The sequence below is a fragment of the uncultured Legionella sp. genome (assembly GCF_937871865.1).
Taxonomy (GTDB): domain Bacteria; phylum Pseudomonadota; class Gammaproteobacteria; order Legionellales; family Legionellaceae; genus Legionella.
Window position 1 is genome coordinate 1 of the sequence record NZ_CALMPD010000115.1, and the last position, 25,577, is coordinate 25,577.

Here is a 25,577-nt window from a genome sequence, read left to right on the forward strand (position 1 = left end):
TGAGCTTTTTCAGAGCCATTGCTAATAATCAATTTATCGTGTGTTGGCTATATTCATAGTAGTGCATCTGGGAGCCAAATTAATTTCTTGTTTTCCACCTTTTTTCCCTACATAAGAAGAACATGTTGTGCCTTCTGCTGGAATAAAGGAAATATAATCCCTATAGATATATCGGTTTGTTGAATTTAATTGGATGAATTCAATATTCGTTTTTTTTTGCCAATGATCTATGGCTTGAAATACGGCAAGCTTGTTGATAAAAGGCAGTTTTTCTGCGACTTCATAAGGTACTACACCATTCGTCCAGCGAGATCCTCCTATTTTAGGGGTTATCATGGCGCCTTGATTCGCTAAATGAACTGCTTTACCTATTAAAATGTCGCCTTCTACAACTGCAAATTGATTTATTTGTTCATAAACCACGGTCCGACTACCCATTACTGGATCTGCAATGGTAATCTGTCCTAAATGTGCCGCATAGCTTGATGAAGTCATTAAAATAGCACTGAATATACTCGTAATTTTTATTCCCTTGTTCATTAATAATGTCCTTATTTATTAGCAGAATCCTTGAGCAGTGTGTTCAATGGTCAATTAAAATTCTATGGGGGATAAATAAATACAGATAAATAAATTGGGGCAAATATCAACTAAGATTTATCTGATTGTACTCTGCTTCAGTTATTTTCTGGCATACAGAGCACTGGTGTTTCGTTTCCGTTGCAAAAACGGAATTTAATCTAGTACAGCGTTTCACTGATGCGGGGGTAATACACCTTGTCAATCAGGAGTGTGTTGTGATTAACTGGGCTTCTTTGCAAGAAGGCATTGATTAAAATGCTTAATATTTGGGCGGAGCTCAGCTGTACAGGCCGAGCTGTTTATTAACGAAAAAAGCTTCGGTTCTAGTTCCATCCATCTATTGAACAGTCCCTTCTTGAACATACAGATGATTGCAAATCCTTTATAATCAAGCATTTTTAAGTTTTAGTGCCGTTTCATACAGTTCATTTTTATTGGCGTTGGTTATCTTGCAGGCGATTGCAACGGCTTGCTTTAGCGGAACTTCGTTTAATAATATCGTGAGTAACTCTTCATTCGCATGTTCGTCTATTGATATTGGGCGAGGTGGGATGATTAACACGAATTCGCCTTTAGTATGTCCTGGATCGGCTAATAACCAATTTTTTACCTCGATTACTGTACCACTGATAAATCGTTCAAAGGCTTTAGTAAGTTCTTTTGCGAGTACCAGTTCACAGCCATCGCCGTAAGTTTCTGCTATATCATCAAGACATTCCAGAATACGATGGGTTGATTCATAAAAAATCAAGGTATGATTTTCTGACTGTAATGATTCCAATTTACTTTTGCGCGCTGTTTTCTTGGCAGGTAAAAAACCTGAAAAAATAAATGAATCGCAAGAAATACCTGCGGCGCTAAGTGCGGTGATTAATGCGCAGGGACCGGGTATTGGCGTAACCGTAATGTGATGTTGACGAGCAAGTCTTACTAATGGATATCCTGGATCACTTATTAAAGGGGTTCCGGCATCACTGATTAAAGCAATGGTTTTCCCACTTAATAGTTGTTCTATTACCTGTTGGCTTTTATCACTTTCATTATGCGCATGCAGAGAGTTTAAATTATTTTTTATGCCTAATGCGGCAAGTAATTGCATGGAATGGCGCGTGTCTTCGGCCAGAATCAAATCTACCGATTTCAAAATATCCAAAGCTCTTAAGCTGATGTCATCCCGGTTTCCTATAGGTGTTGCAACGATATATAGAGTACCTATGCCTGTTGCTAGAGAGTTTGTCATAGTTTATCCTCTTCGGTTATTGCGTAATTGGCGTATTAACATGTTGATCAACTCACTTCAAATTAGAATTTTTTTATTGCTGTTCTCTACTTTTTTATTGAGTCAGTGTACTCAAACGGTCAACTCTTCCGAACCAGTCGTGGTGGTTAAGAAAAAAAAAGTAACAACCCCATACAGTATGCCTACAGCAACCTACCTGGCAATGGCTAAAAATCAGGAAGGCAGTCAGAAACAAGGTCTATTATTATCGGCTGCCGGCCGCACTATTTCTGAGGGGCGATGGAATCAAGGTTCCGCTATTTTAGCACAGACAGAGAATTTAACTGAGGCCCAGTTAAATGAAAAAAATCTGTTGCTTGCAAAAATTGATTTATTGCGTGGCCGTCCATCGCCTGCTTTAGCTAAATTGGCAACTATCAAGCAGCCAGAAGAGCTTTCAAATTATCATCAAATTGAATTTCATGAGTTATTAGCACAAGCATATCGCGCAGCAGGAAGTCATTTTGAATCCGTAATAGAACGAATAAAGTTAGAACGATTGTTAACTGATAATGAGAGCCAGATAAAAAACAGGAGAACTCTTTGGTTAACCTTGATTAATTTGCCTCCAGCAGAACTTAACACGATGTCTGTTGAAGTCTCTAATAAATCTGAATTAAAAGGCTGGGTACAATTAGTCATTATTTCTCAAAAATATCGTGATAACTCTCAATCGTTGCTTGCCGCGCTAGATCAATGGCAATCCCAATTTTACGCTCACCCAGCCAATCAGATATTGCCTAATCCCCTGGACAGCATTGCGAATAAAATGCTTTCAAAGCCAAAACAAATCGCTTTGTTATTGCCTTTGACTGGCCCTCTTTCTGGGCCAGGTAACGCAGTACGAGAAGGGTTTATGGCTGCATCAAAATTAGGTGATAGCGAAGGGGCTGCTGAGATTAAAGCCTATGATACGGGCAAAGGCGACATTATCGAGTTATATCAAAATGCTGTAAATGACGGAGCGGGGTATGTCGTTGGCCCTTTAACCAAAAACCATGTTGCAGCAATAGCAAAGATAGAGCATCCGGTCCCTACTTTGCTTCTTAATGATTCTGATGTAGGAGTGCAGGATAATTCCTACTTGTTTGGTCTTTCACCGGCTAATGAAGCCAGTCAAGTGGCGAGCAAGGCGCGAAGCAAAGGATATAATCGTGCTTTGATTATTGCACCTAAAAATGAATGGGGGAATGAAATAACCAAAGCATTTACTGCCCAATGGAAACAGAATGGCGGCCAGATTGTTGATATCCTATCTTATGGCTCTAATGATGATATGAATAAAAACATGAAGGATTTTCTTAAAGTTTCAGACAGTCAGAATAGGGAAAAAAAGCTGAAAGAAGTTTTGGGTTATAATCTGCAATCCTTGCCTAGCCGCAGGCAGGATTTTGATATGATATTTTTATTGGCGTATCCTTCTAAAGCACGTCAGATTATGCCTTTGTTAAAGTATTATTATGCGGGCGATGTCCCTGTTTATGCTACTTCAAGTGTTTATGGTGGCAGTGCTAATGCTTTGAAGGATAAAGATTTGGATGGGGTCATTTTTTGTGATATTCCTTGGGTTTTTGCTCATCAGATGGGGACTAGAAATTGGCCCGAACAGTTTAACAGTTACAATAGACTTTATGCTTTGGGAATGGACAGTTATGCCTTGGCAACGCAATTAAATCATTTGATTTTGTTTCCCGCGGATGGTTCCATGGAGTCTAATGGAACTTTATATTTAAAATCGCCACAGCAAGTGGCGCGGATATTGGAGTGGGGGCAGTTCAGGCAAGGGCTGGCACATTCATTAGGACATACCGCTTAAATATTTTATTAAGGACAGGTACAATTGAGCACGTTAGAGACAGGGCATGTTGCGGAACAAAAGGCATTGACGTATTTATTAGCTCAAGGATTAACTTTTGTTGGGCAGAATTACAGCTGCCGTTTGGGCGAAATTGATTTAATTATGCGAGAAGGTGCTTATTTGGTGTTTATTGAAGTGAGATCGCGCTCACATCAAGGTTTTGGTGGTGGCGCTGCCAGTATTACCTATGCCAAAAGACAAAAAATCATTAAGACTACGTCGCATTACTTAATGAAGAACAAATTATATGAACAGTTTCCTATCCGCTTTGATGTGATCAGTATCGATGGGAGCTCTGGGATGATTACCTGGCTTAAGGATGCTTTTAACGCCGATTATTGAAAAGAAGAAGGTTTATAAAATGGTCCAATTGGAAGATAGAGTAAGGCATCTTTTTGGTGTGAATATAGAAACAAACATTGCTGTAGCCGATGCGTTGTCTGATACGATTGCAAAAGCGGGACAACGCCTGGTTAATTGTCTTTTAAGCGATGGAAAAATATTGGTTTGCGGCAATGGAGGGTCTAATGCAAACTGCATGCATTTTGCCAGTTCGATGTTAAATCATTTTGAAGTTGAAAGACCTTCTTTGCCGGTCATTAATTTAGGCTCTGATTCAACTTGCCTAGGCTCTTTTGCTAATGAACATCAGTACGGCCAGGTTTTTGCTCGCCAAATTCAGGCTTTAGGGCAAGAACAGGATGTGTTACTTTTGTTAACTACTTCGGGGAACTCAGACAGTATGCTTTATGCACTACATGCTGCAAATGAACGGGGTATGGATACTATTGCATTAAGTGGGCGAGATGGTGGGGTCTTGGCTAATCATTTAGGGCCAGAGGATATTGAAGTGCGTGTTACATCAGATAATACTGCACGAATAAGAGAACTTCACTTGTTCATATTACATTGTTTTTGTGATTTAATTGATCAGTCTTTATTTGGTCAGGTTTTAGGGTAAAAGAAATGAACATAAATGCCAAAATAAAATCAATAATTATTTTGTTACTAAGTACTTTGTTAACTGGTTGTGTGGTCGCTGTTGTTGCTGGAGCTGCTGCCGGAATGGTTTATGATAGGCGAAGCGTGGCTACGCTGGAAGCTGATGCTCGCTTATTTCACGTAATCCATAAAAATATAGTATCAGATCCGCAATTTAGACATTCACGAATTGTAGTGACCAGTTTTAACCGAGTCGTGCTGCTGGTCGGCCAGACGCCAACCGCGTCATTGAGGGTAGTGGCAGAGCGTATTGCTCAAAATGCTCCTGGAGTGGTACGTGTTTATGATGAAATAACGGTAGATAATCCTCTTTCAATGACTCAGCGTTCGAAAGACAGTTGGATTACTGGGCAAGTCAGAAGCAATATGCTGGCTAAAAAAGGACTTGAATCAGGCTCTATTCGGGTTGTTACTGAAAATGGCGTGGTCTATTTAATGGGAATTGTTACTCCTAATCAGGCATTATTAGCAGTTGATGTCGCAAGACGGATTAACGGTGTACGTAAAGTCGTTAAAATTTTTCAATACATACGTTAAATGCTGAAACAGGGACGTTTTACACTGCTGTTATTGCTCATAGCCTTTAGTATATCCGGTTGTGTCGGTACTCTATGGACTGGAGCGAGTTTGCTTTACGACAGGCATGATGTATACAAAAAATTAAATGATTATAATCTTCTGGCTGAAGTGAATAAGGTTCTTGCTGTCCATCGCACCTTTAACAATTCACGCTGTGTTCTTGATCTTGCTGCATTTAATGGCGATATATTAATTGCAGGACACGTCCCTTCTGATGAGCTGCTTGATGAGTTGAAACAGCGCTTGGCTACACTGAAAAATTATCGTCGCTTATTTAATTACGTTAAAGTGATGCAAGTATCCTCCAATAGTGTTCAGGACAGCTGGATAACTACCAAAATACGAAGTCAGATATTTGCCGATGATTCTATCGATCCGGATACCTTTAAAATTATTACTTCCGACCGCATTGTGTATTTAATGGGTGATGTTAAACCGGATCAGGCTGCAAAGGTAATAAAAATCGCTCGCTTTACCCGGGGTGTGGAGAAGGTTGTGAACATGATGAAGTTTTTTACTTACCAGAATCCTGGAAATGTGGCCTGATAAAATCAGGCCATCAGCTGCACGTCCAATCCAGGAAGTGGCTAACCTGGGAGGATAAGTTATACTGTATCAATGGATTCGTCCTTTATCCAGTCGTTTACGCATTTTTCTTAATTTAAATTCACGAATTAGTCCGGTTGAACCATTTGTTACAGATTCTTCCTCGTTTTCGTTCTTTAAAATACTTGGATGTGATTTGCTATGGCGCCGGTAGAGAAGATGATTTTTGTTGTGTTTGTGTTCTAATCCATCATTGTAACGATGAATCATTTTTTCGCGCATGCTAGCTGCAGTATGTTGGATTTTGTCAGACATATTTTATTCCTTTGGCGAGGTTTAAAAATCTACTTAAGCATTGTGTCTAATCTTAAGCCCTACAATAGTATTATAGCTCGGAAAATTGAATATCACCGTTGATTATTGAGGCTGATTGATTTATAATTCGCGCGGTAAAAGTTAGGTGAATATGTGAACAAACAGCTGAATAAGCGTGGAATCATACGGCTATGGCTAGTACAGTTAAGCATAACAATAGTTTTAGCTGCGCTGTGTGCAATAGTTTTTAACATTAATGCGGCAAGTTCAGCATTGCTTGGCGGATTGGTGTGCATTATTCCAAACGCATATTTTGCAAGCAAATTATTTAAGCACCAGGGTGCGCGAGCAGCTAAGCAGATAGTCAGTAGTTTTTATAAAGGCGAAGCAGCTAAAATAATTTTATCTATATGCTTATTCACAGCGGTATTTATTCTTTTTAAGATTACACCGTTAGCTTTTTTTACATCGTATATTTTGGTACTCATGACGCATTGGTTTGCCCCATGGATAATTGTCAATAAACAGAATAGGCCAGAAAGTGACTGAAATGGTATCTAGCACAGATTATATCAAGCATCATTTAACATATCTTACTTACAATGTAAGCGATATGAAATTCGGTTCAGATGGTGGCTTTTGGACCCTGAACCTCGATACGTTATTCTTTTCTCTGTTTACAGGGATAATTGTAGCTGCGTTAATGTATTTTGGAGCAAGACGGGTCACCACCGGTGTGCCAGGAAAGCTACAGAATTTTGCAGAACTCATGCTTCAATTTGCTGATAACCAGGTAAAAGATTGTTTTCATGGGGCGAACAAGCTAATAGGCCCACTGGCTTTGACCATATTCCTATGGGTTTTCATTATGAACTTCATGGATATCGTGCCAGTAGATATATTACCTCAACTCGCTCAAATGGGTGGCGTACATTATCTGAAAGTTGTTCCCACTACTGATTTGAACATGACGTTTGGTCTTTCACTATCAGTATTCATACTCATTATATATTACAGTATCAAAATAAAGGGTGCTAAAGGGTTTATAAAAGAACTTACTTTACAACCTTTTAATCATCCGCTGTTAATTCCGTTCAATTTATTGCTTGAGCTTGTTGGTTTGATAGCCAAACCAATTTCTCTGGCATTACGATTGTTCGGTAATTTATATGCTGGCGAATTAATCTTTATTTTGATAGCCTTACTAACCTTAAATGCAGCAATGAGTTCTCTTGTAGGAACTGCGACTTTAGGTATTGCACAGTTCATTCTGTCTTTGGCCTGGTCAATTTTCCATATTTTAGTAATTACTTTGCAAGCATTTATTTTCATGGTCCTGACTATCGTTTATTTAAGTCTGGCACACGAAGAACACTAACCGATTTAATTTTCATCATCCATTGTAAAGGGGATAAATATGCAAGCTGCTGAGTTAATAGCACAAGTTCAAAGTATGACCGTTATTGCGGTTGCGTTACTGATAGGTTTAGGTGCATTGGGCACAGCAATAGGATTTGGCCTGTTAGGCGGAAAGTTCCTTGAGGGTTCTGCTCGCCAACCTGAAATGGTACCTATGTTACAAGTAAAAATGTTTATCGTTGCTGGTCTGTTAGATGCTGTAACCATGATCGGTGTTGGTATTGCACTATTTTTCACCTTTGCTAACCCTTTCCTTAGCAACCTGGGTTCTTGATAACACATGAACGGGGCGCCTTAGCGCCCTATTTGTTACAGGAGATATTACTTTGGATATTAATTTAACATTAGTAGTACAAATGCTGGTATTCGCAGCGTTTGTTCTGTTTACTATGAAATTAGTCTGGCCTCCATTAGCGAAAGCTTTGGAAGAGCGCCAAGAGAAAATTGCGGATGGTCTGTCTGCTGCTGAACGTGGCCGCAGAGAATTAGAGCTGGCTCAACATCGTGTCAAAGATGACTTAAAACAAGCTAAAGCTCAATCTGCAGATATTATTGATAAAGCAAATAAGCGTGCTTCACAAATTATTGAAGAAGCAAAAGAAGTTGCGAAACGCGAAGCTCAGATTCAAGCAAAACTTGCGCAGGAACAATTGGCGCAACAAGTGAACCATGCCAAAGAAGAACTTCGTAAACAAGTCGCGACGTTGGCAATATCTGGCGCTGAGAAAATTCTAATGCGTGAAGTGGATGCAAAAGCAAACAGCGCACTGCTAGATAACTTGATAGAAGAGATTTAAAATGTCTGATAGCACCACTATAGCCAGGCCTTATGCTAAAGCAATTTTCGAGCATGCACTTGCTGAAAAAAATTTGGCGCAGTGGTCTGAATACCTGTTAATGCTCGCACAAACTGTATCGGATCCGCTGGCATCACAATTTATTGGTAATCCGGCTGCAACTGAAGAGCAACAAATCGAGTTGTTGCAAACTGTCTGCGGCGGAAAAGACAGTAAGTCATTAGATAATTTAATTACTTTATTAGCCACTAATAAACGACTGATGTTACTGCCTGAAATTAAAGCACTTTATGAAGTGCATAGAGCAGATCAGGAAAAGACACTGGATGTAGATGTCATCAGCTTTTCTGCAGTTTCACCAGCACAAGAACAGCAATTAATTGATTCTTTAAGTAAGCGATTACAACGTAAAGTATCATTAAATATAAGTATTGACCCCTCCTTGCTTGGTGGTGCAGTGATTCGAGCAGGCGATTTAGTTATCGATGGTTCAGTTCGGGGCAAGCTCAATAAACTTGGCACCGGCTTGGCCGCTTAATTTAGAGGATAGTTTTCATGTCAGAACAAGTAGCGTTAAATCCTTCTGAAATCAGCGAATTAATCAGAAAGAAAATAGATCAATTCAGTGTGGTTTCTGAAGCGCGCAACGAAGGTACAATTGTTAGTTTAAAAGACGGTATCGTTCGCTTGCATGGCCTTGCTGATGCAATGGCAGGTGAAATGATTGAATTCCCCGGTGGAGTCTATGGTTTGGCCCTTAACCTGGAAAGAGATTCTGTCGGTGCAGTAATTCTTGGTGACTCCTCAACTTTAGCTGAAGGTCAAAAAGGTAAATGTACTGGACGTATTCTTGAAGTTCCTGTTGGTAAAGGCCTGTTAGGTCGTGTTGTTGATGCCTTGGGTAACCCTATAGACGGTAAAGGTCCTATTGATTCTTCTGGCATGTCCCCTATTGAGAAAGTGGCTCCAGGGGTAATTGCTCGTAAATCAGTAGATGAGCCTGTTCAAACCGGATTAAAAGCAATTGACGCGATGATTCCTGTTGGTCGTGGACAGCGTGAGCTAATTATCGGTGACCGCCAAACGGGTAAATCTGCTATTGCAATCGATGCGATTATCAATCAAAAAGGCACAGGCGTTAAATGTGTTTATGTTGCTATCGGGCAAAAAGCATCTTCGGTTGCGTCAATTGTACGTAAACTGGAAGAGCACGGCGCATTAGAACATACTATTGTTGTTGTTGCAGGAGCTTCTGACTCTGCGGCATTACAATTTATTGCTCCTTATGCAGGTTGTTCTATGGGTGAATACTTCATGGAACGTGGTGAAGACGCGCTGATTGTTTATGATGACTTAACCAAACAAGCATGGGCTTACCGTCAAATTTCCCTTTTATTACGCAGACCACCAGGTCGTGAAGCATATCCTGGAGATATTTTCTATTTACACTCACGATTATTGGAGCGTGCTGCACGTATTAATGCAGAGGAAGTAGAAAAGCTGACTAACGGCGAAGTAAAAGGTAAAACAGGCTCTTTGACTGCATTACCAATTATTGAAACTCAAGCTGGTGACGTGTCTGCATTCGTACCAACTAACGTTATTTCCATCACCGATGGTCAGATTTTCCTTGATGTTGATTTATTCAACTCCGGTGTACGTCCCGCGATTAACTCTGGTTTATCTGTATCACGGGTTGGTGGTGCTGCACAAACTAAAATCATGAAAAAGCTTGGCGGTGGTACTCGTCTGGCGTTGGCTCAATTCCGTGAGTTGGAAGCATTCTCACAATTCGCATCAGATCTTGACGATGCAACACGTAAGCAATTAGAGAGAGGCCAACGTATTACCGAGCTAATGAAGCAAAAACAATACTCACCATTTTCAGTTGCTGAAATGGGTATTAGTTTGTTTGTTGTGGAAAAAGGCTACCTGGATGATGTACCTGTAAATGAAATCAGTTCGTTTGAATCTTCTCTTCATGATTATATGCGCAGTACACATGCCACTTTATTGCATGCAATAAATGAAGCCGGCGCTTATGATAATGACATTGAAGCAAAATTGAAAAAAGCTGTTGAAGATTTCAAACGTACGGCTAGCTGGTAAGTTATTGTCTCTTGGAAGTAATTCTAATGAGATAAAGGCCATCCACCAGATGAGATGGCCTAAAAATCAATTCAAGGCGAAGTAAGATATGGCTGGAGCAAAAGAAATCCGTACTAAAATTTCGAGTATTAATAAAACTCGAAAAATTACTCGTGCGATGGAAATGGTGGCAGCAAGTAAAATGCGCAAGACGCAGGACAGAATGCGCGCATCTAAACCTTATGCCAATAAAATATATGATGTGGTAAAGCACATTGCTCGTGCAAATTCAGAATACAGGCATCCTTTTATCAGTGAACGAGAAATAAAACGCGTAGGCGTTATTGTTGTTACTACTGATAGAGGATTGTGCGGTGGTTTGAATGCGAATTTACTTCGTGAAACTATTCGTACAATGCGTACCTGGAAAGAGCAGGGCAAAGAAGTTGATGTGGCTGTTATTGGTCGAAAAGGCAAGGCGTTTTTTAAACGTGTTGGCGGAAATATTTTAGGTTCTATCGATCATTTAGGTGATACACCCAGCATCAATGATTTTATCGGTATCGTAAAAGTAATGATTGATTCTTACTACAACGGCACTATTGATGCATTGCATATCGTATACAACGAATTTGTTAATACCATGACACAAAAGCCATTGGTAAAACAATTGTTACCGTTACCCAAATCAGAAGATGACAGTAACAATATGGGTCATCATTGGGACTACATTTATGAGCCTGATGCTAAAGATTTACTTGATGATCTTTTGGAACGTTATATTGAATTGCAAGTATACCAAGGCGTTGTAGAAAACATTGCCTGTGAACAAGCTGCAAAAATGATTGCGATGAAAAACGCGACAGATAATGCAGGTGATTTGATAAAAGAATTTCAATTGGCTTATAACAAAGCCCGACAAGCTGCAATTACTCAGGAATTGGCAGAGATTGTCGGTGGCGCAGCCGCTTTATAAGAGGGTATATAATGAGCTCAGGAATAGTAGTAGAAGTAATTGGTCCAGTAGTGGACGTAGAGTTTCCACGCGATAGCGTGCCAAAAATTAATGATGCATTAACACTTGTTGATGGCGATTTGGTTTTTGAAGTACAACAACAATTAGGTGACGGAGTAGTTCGTACCATCGCGATGGGAACAACTGATGGTCTTAAGCGTGGCTTAAAAGCTCATAACACAGGTAAACCAATTCAGGTACCTGTAGGAACTAAAACTCTAGGTCGTATTATGGATGTTTTGGGACGTCCGATTGATGATGCTGGCCCTATAAATGCCGATGATCACTGGGCAATTCACCGTAAAGCTCCAAGCTATGAAGAGCAAGCTGGCAGCCAGGAACTTCTGGAAACTGGAATTAAAGTAATCGACTTACTCTGTCCTTTTGCTAAAGGTGGTAAAGTTGGTCTGTTCGGTGGTGCGGGTGTTGGTAAAACTGTGAACATGATGGAATTAATCCGAAACATCGCAATTGAACACAGTGGTTACTCTGTATTCGCGGGTGTGGGTGAGCGTACTCGTGAAGGTAACGACTTCTATCATGAAATGAAAGACTCAAACGTACTGGATAAAGTATCTCTGGTATATGGTCAGATGAATGAGCCACCAGGAAACCGTTTACGTGTGGCGTTAACTGGTTTGACCATGGCTGAAAAATTCCGTGATGAAGGGCGTGACGTACTGTTATTTATCGATAATATTTATCGTTATACCTTAGCAGGGGTTGAAGTATCAGCATTATTAGGTCGTATGCCTTCTGCAGTAGGATATCAGCCAACTCTTGCTGAAGAAATGGGGATGTTGCAAGAACGTATTACTTCAACAAAAACCGGTTCTATTACTTCTATTCAAGCAGTATACGTACCTGCGGATGACTTGACGGATCCTTCACCTGCAACTACCTTTGCTCACTTGGATGCTACTGTTGTATTGTCGCGTCAAATTGCTGAATTAGGTATTTACCCTGCAGTAGATCCACTAGATTCTACTTCTCGTCAGTTAGATCCATTAATTGTTGGCCAAGAGCATTACGATACTGCTCGCCGAGTGCAACAAACATTGCAACGATATAAAGAATTAAAAGATATTATCGCAATTCTGGGTATGGATGAGTTATCAGAAGAAGACAAACGTGTTGTAACGCGTGCTCGTAAAATTCAACGTTTCTTATCACAACCTTTCTTCGTTGCAGAAGTCTTTACTGGTTCACCAGGTAAATATGTGTCTCTTAAAGATACAATTAAAGGCTTCCAGGCTATCCTTGCTGGCGAATATGATGATTTACCTGAACAGGCATTTTACATGGTCGGTAGTATTGAGGAAGCTGTTGCTAAAGCGAAAACTTTATGAGGCAAGCAGACATGGCTATAACAACGCACCTGGATATTGTTAGTGCGGAACATGAAATATTCTCTGGTTTGGTTGAGATGGTAGTAGCCACTGGAGAATTAGGTGAGATAGGTATCACACCTGGTCATGCTCCTTTATTAACATTATTAAAGCCTGGCGAAATCAGATTGACTTTGCCTGGCGGTGATTTAGATATTTACTACGTGCAAGGTGGTATGCTAGAGGTACAACCTCATAGTGTAACCGTGCTGGCGGACGTAGTAGAGCGAGCCGATCATTTAGATGAAACGGCTGCTCTTGCAGCAAAAGCGCAGGCAGAAGCTGCAATGATGAATAAAGGCGGCGACGTGGATTATTCCGTAGCTGCTGCTGAATTGGCACGTGCCGTTGCTCAAATACGTGCTATCCAAAAAGTTAGAAAAAAGATTAAATAATCTCTGAATATAAAAGCAAGGGCGCAGTTATTTCGCCCTTGCTTCAATTTACCTGCAGTATCGCCAAAAATTAATAGCACAAAAACATTTGTATTGCCTCTATTAGAATGTGAATCCCTTTCATACACTTAGCAACGCTCAATCAATCTTTGTTGCAATAAACCCTTTGTATCACCTAAATAGCTGCTCATTTGCTGTCTGCTAAATTGTGCCGCGGGACTGGAAAAATGAACCACAAATGATTGGATGTTGCTTCAATGCGTATAAAATACGGATTGTCTCTGTACATGTTTTCGCGTACAGTAGGACCCTGATGTGATTGTCACATGATGCGCGAAACAATCCGGGCTGTCATACCTATACGAGCACGAAATACTACCGGTGAGCGCTATAATAAAGGAGTATTATCGGTGAAAATACGGACATTGAGTGGTTTTCTTCTGCTGGGCAGCAGCCTGTCTTTTGCTGTTCATGCGGGGACTGGAGGTTATGAATTAGCGAATAATTCGCGCGCTGTTTCAGCACTCCGCGCTTTGGCCAGCATGACTCTTGGTGCTGATTTTATTCGTAGTGGACATGCGCAGACCATCCGTTTATTGCCTCCTTTTGCGAATCATTACACGAGCGACACCTCCTATCAAAGCAGTGGCTTAGTGGGCTTGACTTTAGGTATGGAGCGCGGGTTCAGCGAGCAGTTGTCTTGGCAATTAGGTCTGTCGGGTTACTTTAATACCGCAATAAAAAGCAGCGGCCATGTGTGGCAATTTGCCTTACCCGAATTTGATAATTTCCTTTATGACTACCGTATCCAGTCCAAGCGCTTGATGGCGACAGGAAAAGTGCTCGCTACGCTCAAGCATACCGTTCACCCCTACATCTCCGGGGAATTAGGCGCGGGCTTTAATCGTGCTCGAAGCTACAGAGAAACGCCGCTGATTATCGAAGCAGTACCGATGGTGCCTTTTAGTAACCGCACTCAAGCCTCTTTTGCCTGGGGTGCAGGGGTTGGGGTGGATGTGGACATCAGTACCGCGCTTCGCCTGGGCGTAGGCTATCATTTCGCCGATTTGGGCAAGGCCTCTTTAGGGGTAAGCCCGGTGCAATTCACCCAGCACACACTTAGTCAGCCTCATTTATACAGCCAGGAAGTCTGTTTTCAACTGACGGCCTTTATTTAAGGATGAATCACATGAAAAAAAGCATGCAACGCATTATATTAGGACTAGCATTGTGCCTGCCCTTGCTCGCTCAAGCCGAAAAGCCGGTTTTTCTGATTACAGCAATCCAGAAAGCCCCCAGCACCATTTACTCGGGACAGACTGCAACAGCGACCTATCAGGTCGTCAATAACACGCCGTTTGACTTAAATAGCAATGGGGTGATTGATTTACCTGTAGGAGTCACCCAGGCAGGGGGTAGTTGTGTTTCACCGTTTTATTTAGCTCCTGGCGCCAGTTGCACGTTAGGCTTGCAGATTGTTGCGGATGCATTGACTGGTGATGTACGAGGTGGCCCCAAGGTATGCAATACTTTAGCCAATCCCATTTATTGCTCATGGCCTTCGTCAGGTAACGAACTAATTATTACTAAAAGTAACAATCCGGCACCAGTCAATACAGCCACTCTGAGCATGACCCCTACTGCCGTAAGTTTTGTGAGCGGTGATAGCAGTAGTGCGATTACGCTTCATAATGACTCAACTTCAGTGGCTGCATCAGCGCTTATTTTAACTCCATCAGCTAATTTGAGCGTGGTGAACAATACCTGCGGTGCCGCTCTTGCGCCGCAAACCAGCTGTACCTTTGAGGTGAGCTCCGCGACTGTGAGTACGGGCAATAGCGTAACTATCCAAGGCGGCAATACCAATACTTTGGTGCTGGATGTAACGGTTACGGCCTTGCCCTTGGCCACGATTAGTGTAACGCCTGCTGCCTTAAGTTTAACGGAAGGAGGCCCAGCTCAGGCTGTTGTTTTAAGCAATACTTCAGCAACCGCTGTTGATAATCTGCAAGTCACTATTCCAGGAACCAGCGCGATTACGATTGATGCAGGCAATACCACCTGTACAAGTACTTTGGCGGCGAACAGCAGTTGTCAATACAGTTTTTTACCGGGCAGTCAGTCTGAAGTCAGTACGATAATTAGTATTAATGGGAGCAATACCACAGCCGGAGTAACGGTTACGGTACAGGTTAACGCAGTCACGATTGAGGCTTCCCCTTTTCCATCATTGGGCTTTGTTGTCGGTAACACCGGTACAATTACCGTTACTAACACCTCTACCACTACAGCGGTTACTAATGTGCAAGCGACTCTGCCAGGAAGCAACATTATCATAAGCAATACAACGTGTACTGGGACATTGTCCGCATCGGCCACATGCACCATCGAACTTGTAGCCGGGGCTCCCGAAGCCAATCAAGTACTTAGCATTCATGGCGATAACAGCAATACCGTTCAGGTGACTGTAACGGCACAAAGTTCTACCCCTATTCTTTCTATCAGCAGCCCTGCTCTGGCCAATCGCATCATTAACGTCAATGATCTCAATCCATTAGTGCTCACCATTACGAACAGCACAATAAGCCCAAGTGACACCACGTTGAGCACTACATTACCAGCGGGCTGGGCTGGTGTGACGGTCATTCCCGACAGTAATTGCATCGGTTTGCAACCGGGTAGTAGTTGCACCTTAAGTTTAGTGTCTATTGCACCGTTTATTCCTGGGGAGCTGATAATTGCGGGCACTAACGCAGCGAATACCTTAACTACTTATGTGGCGATGCGCATGAATGGGGGATTGGTCTTTTCAGTGACAGGGGCTAGTCCAGGTGCTACGGTTAAAGTAGCTCAAGAAAGTGACAATGGCTTCCGTCAATGGGGTGATGATGTATTCACTGGAGCGACAGATATTAATGATGGCCAGACCAATACCACGACTATTGTTAACACTTCAGGTATTGGGGCTAATGCTGCGGCGATTTGTGATGACTTAACTTCAGGGGGCTTTACCGATTGGTATTTGCCGGCAATCTGTGAATTGGGTCGTAAAAACACCAGTTTACCGTCAGGCGATGCAGGATGTGGCACGACAACGCCTAATATGTTCAGTACTTTATTTAGCGTTGGCTTTGGTGACTTTGGTGTTGGTTATTGGAGCTCGACTGAGTTTGCCCCCAATCTAGCGTGGAGTCAGTATTTCGGTTCCCCTACCGACGGCCGTCAGATCGAAGACTTTAAGAGCAATCTCAATGTAGTTCGTTGTGTTCGGGCTTTTGTCAATTAATTCATTTAACTAGTACTCAGGCCGCGAAGCGGTCTGTTGTTGAGGAATCATGGCCCTTACCCTGAACTGCCCGTTTATCACGACAGCTACCAACTGTCGCTGAGGATTTTTGAATGCTGCAAAGAGTTTCCACGGGAGTATAAGTTTACTTTGGGCCAGGATATGAAAAGAGACGTATTGCATTTGTTGCGCACGATTTATCGTGCCAATAAAGCAAAAGATAAGGGTATCTATATGCTGTGTTCCTGCCAAATGCAAAAATCGTTCGCAAGAGTTGTAAGTTGAAGCAAAAAGCAGCCTGGCTATTAATCACTGACCAAAGAAATTCACTCAGACCATATAACCCGGATAATGTACGGGGTTGTTAATGAATGACAAAATGTTACAGTAAAATTGTACACGATACGTTAATTGGCTTGCGTCGACCATTACGGGCCAATTTTTTCAACGTACGCGATCTGGGATCTGTTGACATTTTGGTCTCAAACCCCCTGCCTTCATGAGGCCTGGATACAAGGTGTGGGGCGTAGGCCTTGGGATGAAAGGTCAACAGATTTAATTGGATTTTAAATTTTTGTTTGACCACATCAATCCACAAGGAGAGGGAAATGGGGCGTTTCTTTTCAAAAAAAACGAAAAAAGAGCGTGCTGTTTTAGGTTATGCTTCTTTAATCAAGGCACTATTGGCAGATGCATTTATTAATTTAAATAAATCTGATTTTGAGAATCCAGCTGGTTTTTCTGATAAAAATAAAGCAAGTAGTGCGCTGAATTCTTATTTTGGGATGCGGAATCAATTAGAACAACTTATAAAAGATGAATGCCTTCTTCATCGTTCATTATCAACTCATGATAAAACGATACTACAGCTTAGGTTAGATGCTATTGAGCACTGGTTAGGGGTAGCCAACCAATTGTTAAATGATAGATGTTATGATGGGTGGGAGATAATTAGTACCCAGTTGTTATTAATTTCACGCCGGCTAAAAACGCCAAATAAGTGTTGATGCCAAATCAATAAAACATGAATTTAATGGCTTGCTGGAGCACGCTAAAACTAATTTAGAGGTGCTCATTGATAAACCAAAAGTTGTGCTTCACCCGTTAATGAATGGCTGAGTCACTTTTTTGAAAGAACTACCCTGCTTTTAGCAATGTTTAGGATTTCCTTGGTTTGATCACAGATTGTTCTATGATTCATTCACAAGGTTATCCACAGGGTGGAATGAAGTCTATTGCTTTAATTAAAATATTTTTCATAAAAATCAATAAGTTAGTCATTGATTAAATTAAGAGCAACAATGTTAATAAAAGTTATTCACAATCAATGTAAGGTGTCTCTATCTAACACCATGAATATTCTGTTAAAATTGCTTTGCAATATTCGCCTTTATTGCACTACGATGATTAAATAGTGATTAAATCTAAAATGAATACAAAAGTAATGAATGATGCAACCGAAAGAAAACCTCTAACTGAATTTACTGAGAAAGCGTATCTGGATTATTCCATGTACGTTATTCTGGACCGGGCGCTTCCTAATATTGCCGACGGATTGAAACCCGTGCAGCGTAGAATTGTCTATGCAATGTCAGAGTTGGGTCTGAAAGCCACGGCAAAGCATAAGAAATCAGCGCGTACCGTTGGGGATGTCTTGGGTAAGTTTCATCCTCATGGCGACAGTGCCTGTTATGAAGCAATGGTTTTAATGGCGCAGCCCTTTTCTTATCGCTATCCTTTTGTGGATGGTCAGGGAAACTGGGGATCACCAGATGATCCGAAATCATTTGCCGCAATGCGGTATACTGAAGCTCGTTTATCTCCGTATGCAGAAGTTTTGCTGGGTGAATTATTACAAGGCACAGTGGATTGGGTAGACAACTTTGATGGCACCTTACAAGAGCCCTCGTTACTTCCTGCTCGATTACCTAACATTTTGCTTAATGGGGCAACTGGAATTGCAGTCGGTATGGCATCTGATATTCTTCCCCATAATCTGACAGAAGTAGCCAATGCGTGCATTCATTTACTGGACAATCCTGATGCTGATCTTGGTGCTATAAGAAAGCATATTTTAGGGCCTGATTTTCCAACTGAAGCTGAGATAATTACTCCGCATGAAGCAATTAATACCCTATATGAAACGGGTAACGGCTCAGTAAAAATGCGAGCTATTTTCTCTCAGGAAAAAAATAACATTGTGATTACCGCACTGCCTTATCAGGTGTCTGGTGCCAAGGTCATTGAACAAATTGCTTTACAAATGCAGCAGAAAAAACTTCCTATGGTCGAAGATTTACGCGATGAGTCTGATCATGAACATCCTACTCGACTGGTTATCATCCCTCGTTCCAATCGTGTTGATGCCGAATCATTAATGTCTCATCTTTTTGCGACTACCGATCTGGAACGAAGTTATCGCGTCAATTTTAATATGATTGGCCTGGATGGCAAACCTCGTGTTAAAGGTTTGCTAACTATTCTTTCCGAGTGGCTTGTATATCGGGTTGCTACCGTTACTCGTCGCCTGGAATACCGGCTTGCAAAAGTCCTGGAGCGTATCCATGTGCTCGAAGGATTATTGATTGCTTACCTTAATATTGATGAAGTCATTGCCATTATTAGAGAGCATGATAATCCCAAACAAGGACTAATCTCCCGATTTAATCTAAGTGAACGTCAGGCTGAAGCCATTTTAGAAATGAAATTGCGCCACTTAGCCAAATTGGAAGAAATAAAGCTGCGTGGTGAGTTAGACGAGCTTAGTGCTGAACGAGATATGTTACAAAATACGTTAGCCAGTGAAGCATTACTAAAAGCATTAGTTAAAAGTGAAATCATTAAAGATAGAGACGAGTTTGGCGATAAGCGACGCTCGCCGATTATTGTTCGACAAGAAGCACAAGCACTTAAAGAAGAAGATATTTTGCCGAATGAGCCCATTACCGTTGTTTTATCTAAAAACGGTTGGGTGAGAGCGGCCAAGGGACATGACGTTAATGGTTCTGAATTAGGGTATAAGGCAGGTGATGAATTCAAGGCTCAGGCAATTGCTCGTTCAAACCAACAAGTTATCTTCCTTGATAGCGAAGGCAAGGTATATTCCTTGCCGGGACATGTCCTGCCATCAGCCAGAGGACAGGGTGAGCCTTTGACGGGTAAATTGAACCCCGCTGAAGGAATGACCTTTGAAGCGATAATTGGTGGAGAAGCGGAGCAAAAAATCTTATTAGCCAGTGATGCCGGATATGGTTTTATCGCTAAAGTAGGTGACTTATATGTCAAAAACCGTAACGGCAAAGCGTGCATCAAGCTGACTTCAAACAGTAACATTATGCCGCCCCGTTTGCTTCCAAATCATGATGAAATTTATGTGGCCTGTGCGACCAGCGTTGGCCGATTGCTTATATTTCCTATTGCGGAGCTGCCTGAGTTATCTCGTGGTAAAGGTAATAAGTTAATTAGTATTCCTTCGGCAAAAGCGGTGTCACGAGAAGAGTATGTGATTGATCTTCAGGTATTATCGGTAAATGATTCTTTGACCGTACATGCCGGAAAGCGCCACTTTACTCTTAAAGGTGCTGATTTACTTCATTATAAAGGGGAGCGTGGGAGACGCGGGAATCGCCTGCCAAGAGGATTGCAGAACGTTACTCATTTGCAAGTGAGCTCTGCTGAGCAAGCCTAGTCACGGCAAATAAGTTCTGTTTGGATGAGCATGATGTTTCCCGTGAAACAATCCATAACCGTGCTTATTGGGTGTAGCCTTGATTACGCTGCGCTCTGAGTGAGCCTGGCCTATTTGTGCACAATCAGCAGGGGATGGTATTGAACAAACTGACCTCAATTGTGTCGTTCCCGCGCAGGCGGGAATCCATTCTTCAGACAAAGTAAGAACGTAAATTGCAAAATGGTTTCCCGCCTGCGCGGGAACGACATAATCAAAATCATAGTGAATTAATAAAGAACAAAATGGGGGGGTATTAAAAATGCCAGGATCACTCAGCGTTGCAGCAAGGCTACTTTTTCCAATAATCAGTTAGATAATTCGTTCACAGGGCTTAGTCTCCTAGAATTGCTTTAATTTCTTTTTCCGTTTCTTCTGTGAGCGTTGTCATCTCCAGCGTTACTAACCCCGCTTTTTTATATAACTCCTTTATTGCTGGGTTTTTTATTGCCTGGAGGTGTTGCGATAAGGTCTGCACATCGCCTCTGGCCAAGGGGCCTGTCAGTGCGTCATCTATCTGTGCTGATTCTGCCAGATTATTAATGTTGCCTTGCATTAAATTGTTGATCATGGCCCGTGCTTGTTCTGACTTTATTCCTGCCTGGAGTAATAATTCTTCGCTGATGTGTGCTAACGTAATTAAATAATTTGATGCAATGGTTGCTGCAGCATGATAAAGCGCTTTTTCTTGCGGACGTATGGAAATAATTTTGGAACCCAGGCGTTCAAACAGGGCGCTTACCCAGATAACTGCGCGCTCGTCGCCTTCCATAACACAATGAACCAGATCAAAAGCGTGAGCATCCACATAGTCCTTTTTAAATGCTTTTAATGGATGAAAACTGGCTATAGAACAGCCTTGTTCTTTTAATGGACTTAGTACTGTGGAGTTTAAGGTTCCACTACAATGAATCACCAGGCTATCGGGTTTCAGTACGGAATTAGTCGCTAAAATGGAGACTATGGGGGCAATTTCATCATCATTGCTACAAATCCATGTTACATCAACTTTGGGTAATTCTATAAGTGAATTAACCGCTGTTCCCATGCCCAGTTCCTGGATTGCCTCCGCTGCCGAATTTAAACTTCGATTGCAGATAGAATCTATGGTGATTAAATGAGCAGATGACAGTGCTTTCGCAATGTTTTTCCCTAATCGTCCTGCACCGATAATGTTACATTTCATTTACATACTCTAAATAGGCTGATATTAAACTGCACAATTGTTATAAGACAGCGATGAATAGCATCTTTTGGGCAAGCATTCTAATTATTTGTTTCCGCTGGCACTAACGTTCTGCATTTTTATGCGAGCATACTGTATGGGACATTGCTGTGTAACACAAATTAAATTTTGCTTTTGTTCCGTCATGTTACTTTGAGCACAATATTCTGCTCCGTTGCGAAAACGTTATTGTGTCGCATTATCGAGGCTTGCTCGGTATCTTGTTTTAGGCATGAAAATAGCAACAGCACCTGCTTTTTTTCTGCCTAAATCAGGGAATAATTTCTTTAATCAAATTTTTTTCAAAAAAAGCACTATTTCACTTTAAAGTTGGTTATAATATCCACAGTTTGTAGCTTTGAGAGTAATAAACATGGTTTATTTGGGTCAGGGAAACGCGCAGCAAATCTTTAAAGCATTTGGCCAGGAATGGGTGGTTCGCAAAAATGATAACTTGACTAATATAATCGATTTGGATTTCCCCAGAACTCGTTTTATTGGTACAGAAGCGCAGGCCGATCACTTTATTAACGCATGGAAGACTTTAGGACAAGTACCCTATTATGTTCGTGGAAATATGTCTGCGGCTAATTTATTTTTATTGTTGGGCGAGCCGTACAAACCGTTTTCAAAACCAGATGATGCTTATGGCATTTATGAAAAGAATTATGTACTAAATGATTTTGCTTACGTCAGCGATAATAACGAGCTTTGTGGGTTAATGTTGATGTACCGCAAAGATCAGCCGGAGCAATGGATGCTTGGTCTCATGAAAAATAGCAATCTGGAGCCTGAAAACAGAACGATTGTTCTTTTATCCAGTTTTGATTTAGCGCCTTATACAAATGCGGCATCACAAGATATTCTCCTGTCTAAGGCAGACCGTTTTGATAATCCTCTGTTCAATCAAATAGACTCCCCATTTATTTACGAACAGTTAAAAAGCATCTTTAAGTTTGACGCAGATGAAGTGGATATGAACTGCCATGGAATGGAAAAGCTATCTCGTGTTATCAATGTCAATAAACCGGAGGGATTGTATTTGCAACCAAGCCTGGTGTGTGAATTGGCAATTAAATACAATTTGTTTCTATCTCAAAACACCATAAATGACTTGTCTGCTATTGACTTTGGCTTGGAACGGGAGTTTGAAAATATAGAGTTTGGTGATGACGAGCGCTTTACTAAAAACCTATTGCAAATGATAGTCGTCTTTTATGAAGAAAGGATCCTGGAGCAAAATAGAGCCCTTATTAATGACCATGAGTTTATTAAAACCATGGGAGCATTAATGTGGGATCCGCTGCAAATAAAGATCATGCCTACATTACAAGCCAAACTGTATTCTTTAGATTTAATGCAATTAATTTTATCAAAAGACGCTTATTATCGTTCATTTTATAGCCTTATACAGCTGGGCTTAACTCAAGACGTACCTACACTTTTTCAACATCCCGATAAGTTAAGCCAATTAGTTTACATTAATGGATTGGCCGATGAGCAGTGCAGAAAACTATGTTTGATTTTTTGGGTTAAGGGGAAATTATCGCTTACTGAGCTTAAAGAAATAGTTAAAGCAACAGAACAGTATCCTATGTTGGCAGAAACTTTGGTCACTTTGGATCAGACCGACGATTTAGCTAAAAAAATACTCAGCATCAAAGAACTAAAAAAACATGCTTTAAATCCTTTGATTCACATGCGAAAGTCGATTTTACATCGCCATTTACCTCAATTTGAAACTTATGGTTTGCCAAAGGCAGATTTAACCAAACTAAATTTAGAAGAGTTGGACGAATTAAATCGTTCTTTTAATGTTTTAAAACAAACTGGGGTGATATCTCCTGACGCATATCGCTTGATCTTAAAGAACAATGAGCAGGGACAGTTACTGCGTCTGTTTTTGCCAGAACTGGCTGCAATTAATGATCATGCTCAAAGAACCGTATTAATCAATCTTCTTTATAAGAAAGGAGTGATGAGTCAAGGTAAGGCATTACCTGAGATTAAAGATAAGAATTTAAGCGCAATAGCTTTGGATCTACATAAACGTTTTATGTGCTCGAAGCAAATGCAAGATCTGGGCTTTTCCAATGACATTATCGCATTTGCCGGCAAAAAGGACGGTCTGGATGCTGCTCGTTTCCGCCATGTTATATTCAACGTCGAAGAAAAATGTAAAGGAGTACATGAGCGATTGAGAAAGTCATCCACTGACACAGATAAGGTCGGTCAATGGCAGAAAGCAGATGATGAATACCGGAGATCATTATACAGTATTGCCTATGATGGGATTACTCAATCAACGATTGATCTATCGTTCAAGATTAACCAGGCTGAAGCAAAGATTTTAAATATTGTTGATCCAGAAATACAATCATGGCTCCAGAAAATTTTAGTTGTCATTGCAAATGTTGTGATTACTGCTATTACAGTGGGAATTGCAAATGATATTAAAGAACGACAAACTGGTAATTACTGGTTCTTCAATCAAACAACATCCGGTGAGGAGTTAAGAGCTCTTGATAAAGATGTAAAAACTCTTATTGATTGCCCTGATGCAGAATTTGTTCAATTAACCCTGAATTAAATTAACTAAGCCGGTTAAACGGCTTAATTAATTTAATTGGTTCACCTTTCTACCAACGCTCATTGCCATGAAGTTAAGGAATGGCATGTAACTTAGTTTCGCGTATTACACTATGTAAATATGGGCTACACCATCTTAACTTAATGGTTGTCCTACCCGAGCTTTTCCCGCACATTTAACTAAATGCAAACTGTCTGCTTATTTTTAATTCATAATAGTGAGATTATTTTATCTTTTGTATCAAAAATACTCTTGAATTTCATGAATATTTCTGCTTAATATGGTGAATAGGACGATAGAAATGTAATCAAGGACTTGATATATGGGGTTACCCAAAAAAGCACTCAGGGAGAGCCAGTTTAAGTTTCATACAGTTGGCTCTGCTGTTAAAGATGGTTCACATCAAATATCACGTGTTTCATTTATTGAAAATGGCGTGGAAAAAACTGCTTTTTTTAAAAGGCTCGAGCCTAAAAATCATTATCCCGAATTACTGGCAAAAATCAGTGTTGCTGTTTCTCTATTTAAACGAATATTCCAAGGGAAAAATTCCGCTGAAGAACGTTTGGTTTTTGATGATAATGATAAATTGGTTGGCACCTTATCGATAGCTGTTGATGGATTTAAATGTTTTAATTTTGCCGATGAGCCGGTTCCTATTGAATTGGCTGAAAAAGAAGAAGTAATTCCCAGTACAAAAACACTCATTGAAAAATGCATTATTTATGTCTTGTTCGGACGATGGTTTCTGGATGACGACGACAGCCATCCTCATAACCTGGGCTTTGCCGGCGATGAGGCAACTGATATCGATTTTGATATGTTTTTGTATTGGTTCACTATTTACATGAAAGAACCCAGGATGGTAATAGGGGTGCCTAAAGAGCGGCTCGATCTTACCGTTCGTGATTGGGAAACTTTTCCCAAGGTACGGGATTCTAAACCTTATCATTGGCCTACCTTTAAACATCCAGGAGAAATAACCTTTCCCAATGTTGTACCCACCCAGATTTTAAAAGGGGTTCTTCCCAAGTTTTACGCCGATCCGACGCAATTTGAAGAGCTTGCTTATCAGCCACTAGCCCACGATCAAAAATTTGCCATAGCGATGAGAGCCTTGCTTACTTATCAACCAGCAATGGTACGTAATCGCTTAACGGACCTTTTCGGTGAGATGACACTAAATTATACCTCTTTAGATGAAACAGATGTGAATTTGCGTGTTTTATATGAAACAAAATTCCCATCTTTATGTAAAGATGCAACTAATTCGAAGCCTTTTGTTGATTTCATAATGGATATGTATCAAATGCATTATGATAATTTATATCGGGTGGTTGTATTTTATGCCGGATGTGATAACAATGATATTAATCATCCCCTTGGTAAAGGCATTCCCCTGCCATCGACATGCTCTACGCTCTATCATAAGCCGTCTGTTTATAAGAATATTGAAGAATGGATGAGCGCCCAAAATGAGACCCTG

General features: G+C 40.9%; 24 protein-coding genes and 1 pseudogene. 21 read left to right on the plus strand and 4 right to left on the minus strand.

The genetic code is table 11. From position 1 onward, the window contains the following. Window positions 1-33: 33 nt before the first annotated feature. Together Q0495_RS06140 and rsmI are read right to left on the minus strand one after the other, a co-directional pair. Window positions 34-540 (minus strand): M12 family metallopeptidase, encoded by a 507-nt coding sequence (locus Q0495_RS06140; RefSeq protein ID WP_298624157.1) that lies wholly within the window; start codon window positions 538-540, stop codon window positions 34-36. 430 nt (window positions 541-970) lie between these two features. Beyond that, the gene (gene rsmI / locus Q0495_RS06145; RefSeq protein ID WP_298624159.1) at window positions 971-1,822 is read right to left on the minus strand and encodes a 16S rRNA (cytidine(1402)-2'-O)-methyltransferase; all 852 of its coding nucleotides are present in this window, start codon (window positions 1,820-1,822) and stop codon (window positions 971-973) included. A gap of 40 nt (window positions 1,823-1,862) precedes the next feature. On the opposite strand from rsmI, the gene Q0495_RS06150 reads away from it, so the two are divergent. The 5 genes from Q0495_RS06150 to Q0495_RS06170 are packed head-to-tail and all read left to right on the plus strand — an operon-like array spanning window position 1,863 to window position 5,846. Next, window positions 1,863-3,677 carry a penicillin-binding protein activator gene (locus tag Q0495_RS06150; protein WP_367274394.1) on the plus strand — a complete coding sequence of 605 codons (1,815 nt, stop codon included), beginning with the start codon at window positions 1,863-1,865 and terminating at the stop codon, window positions 3,675-3,677. 24 nt (window positions 3,678-3,701) lie between these two features. Continuing rightward, the gene (locus Q0495_RS06155) at window positions 3,702-4,061 is read left to right on the plus strand and encodes a YraN family protein (protein WP_298624163.1); all 360 of its coding nucleotides are present in this window, start codon (window positions 3,702-3,704) and stop codon (window positions 4,059-4,061) included. A 19-nt stretch (window positions 4,062-4,080) separates the two neighbouring features. After that, complete coding sequence (locus Q0495_RS06160; protein ID WP_298624165.1) at window positions 4,081-4,680, plus strand: SIS domain-containing protein; 600 nt, start codon at window positions 4,081-4,083, stop codon at window positions 4,678-4,680. A 5-nt stretch (window positions 4,681-4,685) separates the two neighbouring features. Continuing rightward, window positions 4,686-5,258: a BON domain-containing protein gene (locus tag Q0495_RS06165; protein WP_298624166.1), complete on the plus strand. Its 573-nt coding sequence runs from the start codon at window positions 4,686-4,688 to the stop codon at window positions 5,256-5,258. Continuing rightward, a complete protein-coding gene (locus tag Q0495_RS06170) occupies window positions 5,259-5,846 on the plus strand; it encodes a BON domain-containing protein (protein ID WP_298624167.1) in 588 nt (195 codons plus the stop codon). A 69-nt stretch (window positions 5,847-5,915) separates the two neighbouring features. Here the strand turns inward: Q0495_RS06170 and Q0495_RS06175 are convergent, their stop codons facing one another. Further along, window positions 5,916-6,161 carry a hypothetical protein gene (locus tag Q0495_RS06175; RefSeq protein WP_298624169.1) on the minus strand — a complete coding sequence of 82 codons (246 nt, stop codon included), beginning with the start codon at window positions 6,159-6,161 and terminating at the stop codon, window positions 5,916-5,918. Between the two features lie 153 nt (window positions 6,162-6,314). Between Q0495_RS06175 and Q0495_RS06180 the strand changes: the two genes are divergently transcribed. From Q0495_RS06180 to parC, 14 genes are all read left to right on the plus strand, one after another. Further along, window positions 6,315-6,710, plus strand: coding sequence for a F0F1 ATP synthase subunit I (locus Q0495_RS06180; RefSeq protein WP_298624170.1), 396 nt, complete (start codon window positions 6,315-6,317; stop codon window positions 6,708-6,710). Window position 6,711: 1 nt separating this feature from the next. Next, a complete protein-coding gene (gene atpB, locus Q0495_RS06185; RefSeq protein ID WP_298624172.1) occupies window positions 6,712-7,539 on the plus strand; it encodes a F0F1 ATP synthase subunit A in 828 nt (275 codons plus the stop codon). A gap of 39 nt (window positions 7,540-7,578) precedes the next feature. Beyond that, window positions 7,579-7,854 carry a F0F1 ATP synthase subunit C gene (atpE, locus tag Q0495_RS06190; protein WP_298624173.1) on the plus strand — a complete coding sequence of 92 codons (276 nt, stop codon included), beginning with the start codon at window positions 7,579-7,581 and terminating at the stop codon, window positions 7,852-7,854. A 52-nt stretch (window positions 7,855-7,906) separates the two neighbouring features. Continuing rightward, the gene (locus Q0495_RS06195) at window positions 7,907-8,377 is read left to right on the plus strand and encodes a F0F1 ATP synthase subunit B (protein ID WP_298624174.1); all 471 of its coding nucleotides are present in this window, start codon (window positions 7,907-7,909) and stop codon (window positions 8,375-8,377) included. Window position 8,378: 1 nt separating this feature from the next. Further along, window positions 8,379-8,915 carry a F0F1 ATP synthase subunit delta gene (locus Q0495_RS06200; protein WP_298624175.1) on the plus strand — a complete coding sequence of 179 codons (537 nt, stop codon included), beginning with the start codon at window positions 8,379-8,381 and terminating at the stop codon, window positions 8,913-8,915. 17 nt (window positions 8,916-8,932) lie between these two features. Further along, the gene (atpA, locus tag Q0495_RS06205) at window positions 8,933-10,486 is read left to right on the plus strand and encodes a F0F1 ATP synthase subunit alpha (protein ID WP_298624176.1); all 1,554 of its coding nucleotides are present in this window, start codon (window positions 8,933-8,935) and stop codon (window positions 10,484-10,486) included. 88 nt (window positions 10,487-10,574) lie between these two features. Continuing rightward, entirely contained in the window at window positions 10,575-11,441 is an 867-nt protein-coding gene (gene atpG, locus Q0495_RS06210; protein WP_298624177.1) for a F0F1 ATP synthase subunit gamma, read from the plus strand. Between the two features lie 11 nt (window positions 11,442-11,452). Next, a complete protein-coding gene (atpD, locus tag Q0495_RS06215) occupies window positions 11,453-12,829 on the plus strand; it encodes a F0F1 ATP synthase subunit beta (protein ID WP_298624178.1) in 1,377 nt (458 codons plus the stop codon). A gap of 11 nt (window positions 12,830-12,840) precedes the next feature. Then, window positions 12,841-13,263 carry a F0F1 ATP synthase subunit epsilon gene (locus Q0495_RS06220; RefSeq protein WP_298624179.1) on the plus strand — a complete coding sequence of 141 codons (423 nt, stop codon included), beginning with the start codon at window positions 12,841-12,843 and terminating at the stop codon, window positions 13,261-13,263. Between the two features lie 326 nt (window positions 13,264-13,589). Continuing rightward, the gene (locus Q0495_RS06225) at window positions 13,590-14,441 is read left to right on the plus strand and encodes a hypothetical protein (RefSeq protein ID WP_298624180.1); all 852 of its coding nucleotides are present in this window, start codon (window positions 13,590-13,592) and stop codon (window positions 14,439-14,441) included. Between the two features lie 11 nt (window positions 14,442-14,452). Then, window positions 14,453-16,549: a DUF1566 domain-containing protein gene (locus tag Q0495_RS06230; RefSeq protein WP_298624181.1), complete on the plus strand. Its 2,097-nt coding sequence runs from the start codon at window positions 14,453-14,455 to the stop codon at window positions 16,547-16,549. A gap of 39 nt (window positions 16,550-16,588) precedes the next feature. Next, window positions 16,589-16,834 carry a four helix bundle protein gene (locus tag Q0495_RS06235; protein WP_298624185.1) on the plus strand — a complete coding sequence of 82 codons (246 nt, stop codon included), beginning with the start codon at window positions 16,589-16,591 and terminating at the stop codon, window positions 16,832-16,834. Between the two features lie 323 nt (window positions 16,835-17,157). Next, window positions 17,158-17,556, plus strand: coding sequence for a hypothetical protein (locus tag Q0495_RS06240; protein ID WP_298624182.1), 399 nt, complete (start codon window positions 17,158-17,160; stop codon window positions 17,554-17,556). Window positions 17,557-17,993: 437 nt separating this feature from the next. Further along, entirely contained in the window at window positions 17,994-20,237 is a 2,244-nt protein-coding gene (gene parC, locus Q0495_RS06245; protein ID WP_298624186.1) for a DNA topoisomerase IV subunit A, read from the plus strand. A gap of 373 nt (window positions 20,238-20,610) precedes the next feature. On the opposite strand, the gene Q0495_RS06250 is transcribed toward parC, so the two are convergent. Beyond that, entirely contained in the window at window positions 20,611-21,462 is an 852-nt protein-coding gene (locus Q0495_RS06250) for a Rossmann-like and DUF2520 domain-containing protein (RefSeq protein WP_298624183.1), read from the minus strand. Between the two features lie 412 nt (window positions 21,463-21,874). Here Q0495_RS06250 and Q0495_RS06255 point away from each other — a divergent pair, with 412 nt between their 5' ends. Together Q0495_RS06255 and Q0495_RS06260 are read left to right on the plus strand one after the other, a co-directional pair. Further along, window positions 21,875-24,091: a hypothetical protein gene (locus Q0495_RS06255; protein ID WP_298624184.1), complete on the plus strand. Its 2,217-nt coding sequence runs from the start codon at window positions 21,875-21,877 to the stop codon at window positions 24,089-24,091. A gap of 322 nt (window positions 24,092-24,413) precedes the next feature. Further along, window positions 24,414-25,577, plus strand: a pseudogene (locus tag Q0495_RS06260) (hypothetical protein); the annotation flags it as partial.

Coding starts and splice junctions, on each gene's coding strand:
- atpE (WP_298624173.1), top strand. CDS start 7,579: ATGCAAGCTGCTGAGTTAATAGCACAAGTTCAAAGTATGACCGTTATT.
- Q0495_RS06255 (WP_298624184.1), top strand. CDS start 21,875: ATGGTTTATTTGGGTCAGGGAAACGCGCAGCAAATCTTTAAAGCATTT.
- parC (WP_298624186.1), top strand. CDS start 17,994: ATGAATGATGCAACCGAAAGAAAACCTCTAACTGAATTTACTGAGAAA.
- Q0495_RS06170 (WP_298624167.1), top strand. CDS start 5,259: ATGCTGAAACAGGGACGTTTTACACTGCTGTTATTGCTCATAGCCTTT.
- Q0495_RS06220 (WP_298624179.1), top strand. CDS start 12,841: ATGGCTATAACAACGCACCTGGATATTGTTAGTGCGGAACATGAAATA.
- Q0495_RS06175 (WP_298624169.1), bottom strand. CDS start 6,161: ATGTCTGACAAAATCCAACATACTGCAGCTAGCATGCGCGAAAAAATG.
- atpD (WP_298624178.1), top strand. CDS start 11,453: ATGAGCTCAGGAATAGTAGTAGAAGTAATTGGTCCAGTAGTGGACGTA.
- Q0495_RS06150 (WP_367274394.1), top strand. CDS start 1,863: ATGTTGATCAACTCACTTCAAATTAGAATTTTTTTATTGCTGTTCTCT.
- Q0495_RS06240 (WP_298624182.1), top strand. CDS start 17,158: ATGGGGCGTTTCTTTTCAAAAAAAACGAAAAAAGAGCGTGCTGTTTTA.
- Q0495_RS06140 (WP_298624157.1), bottom strand. CDS start 540: ATGAACAAGGGAATAAAAATTACGAGTATATTCAGTGCTATTTTAATG.
- Q0495_RS06250 (WP_298624183.1), bottom strand. CDS start 21,462: ATGAAATGTAACATTATCGGTGCAGGACGATTAGGGAAAAACATTGCG.
- atpA (WP_298624176.1), top strand. CDS start 8,933: ATGTCAGAACAAGTAGCGTTAAATCCTTCTGAAATCAGCGAATTAATC.
- Q0495_RS06165 (WP_298624166.1), top strand. CDS start 4,686: ATGAACATAAATGCCAAAATAAAATCAATAATTATTTTGTTACTAAGT.
- Q0495_RS06160 (WP_298624165.1), top strand. CDS start 4,081: ATGGTCCAATTGGAAGATAGAGTAAGGCATCTTTTTGGTGTGAATATA.
- Q0495_RS06225 (WP_298624180.1), top strand. CDS start 13,590: ATGATGCGCGAAACAATCCGGGCTGTCATACCTATACGAGCACGAAAT.
- rsmI (WP_298624159.1), bottom strand. CDS start 1,822: ATGACAAACTCTCTAGCAACAGGCATAGGTACTCTATATATCGTTGCA.
- atpG (WP_298624177.1), top strand. CDS start 10,575: ATGGCTGGAGCAAAAGAAATCCGTACTAAAATTTCGAGTATTAATAAA.
- atpB (WP_298624172.1), top strand. CDS start 6,712: ATGGTATCTAGCACAGATTATATCAAGCATCATTTAACATATCTTACT.
- Q0495_RS06200 (WP_298624175.1), top strand. CDS start 8,379: ATGTCTGATAGCACCACTATAGCCAGGCCTTATGCTAAAGCAATTTTC.
- Q0495_RS06230 (WP_298624181.1), top strand. CDS start 14,453: ATGAAAAAAAGCATGCAACGCATTATATTAGGACTAGCATTGTGCCTG.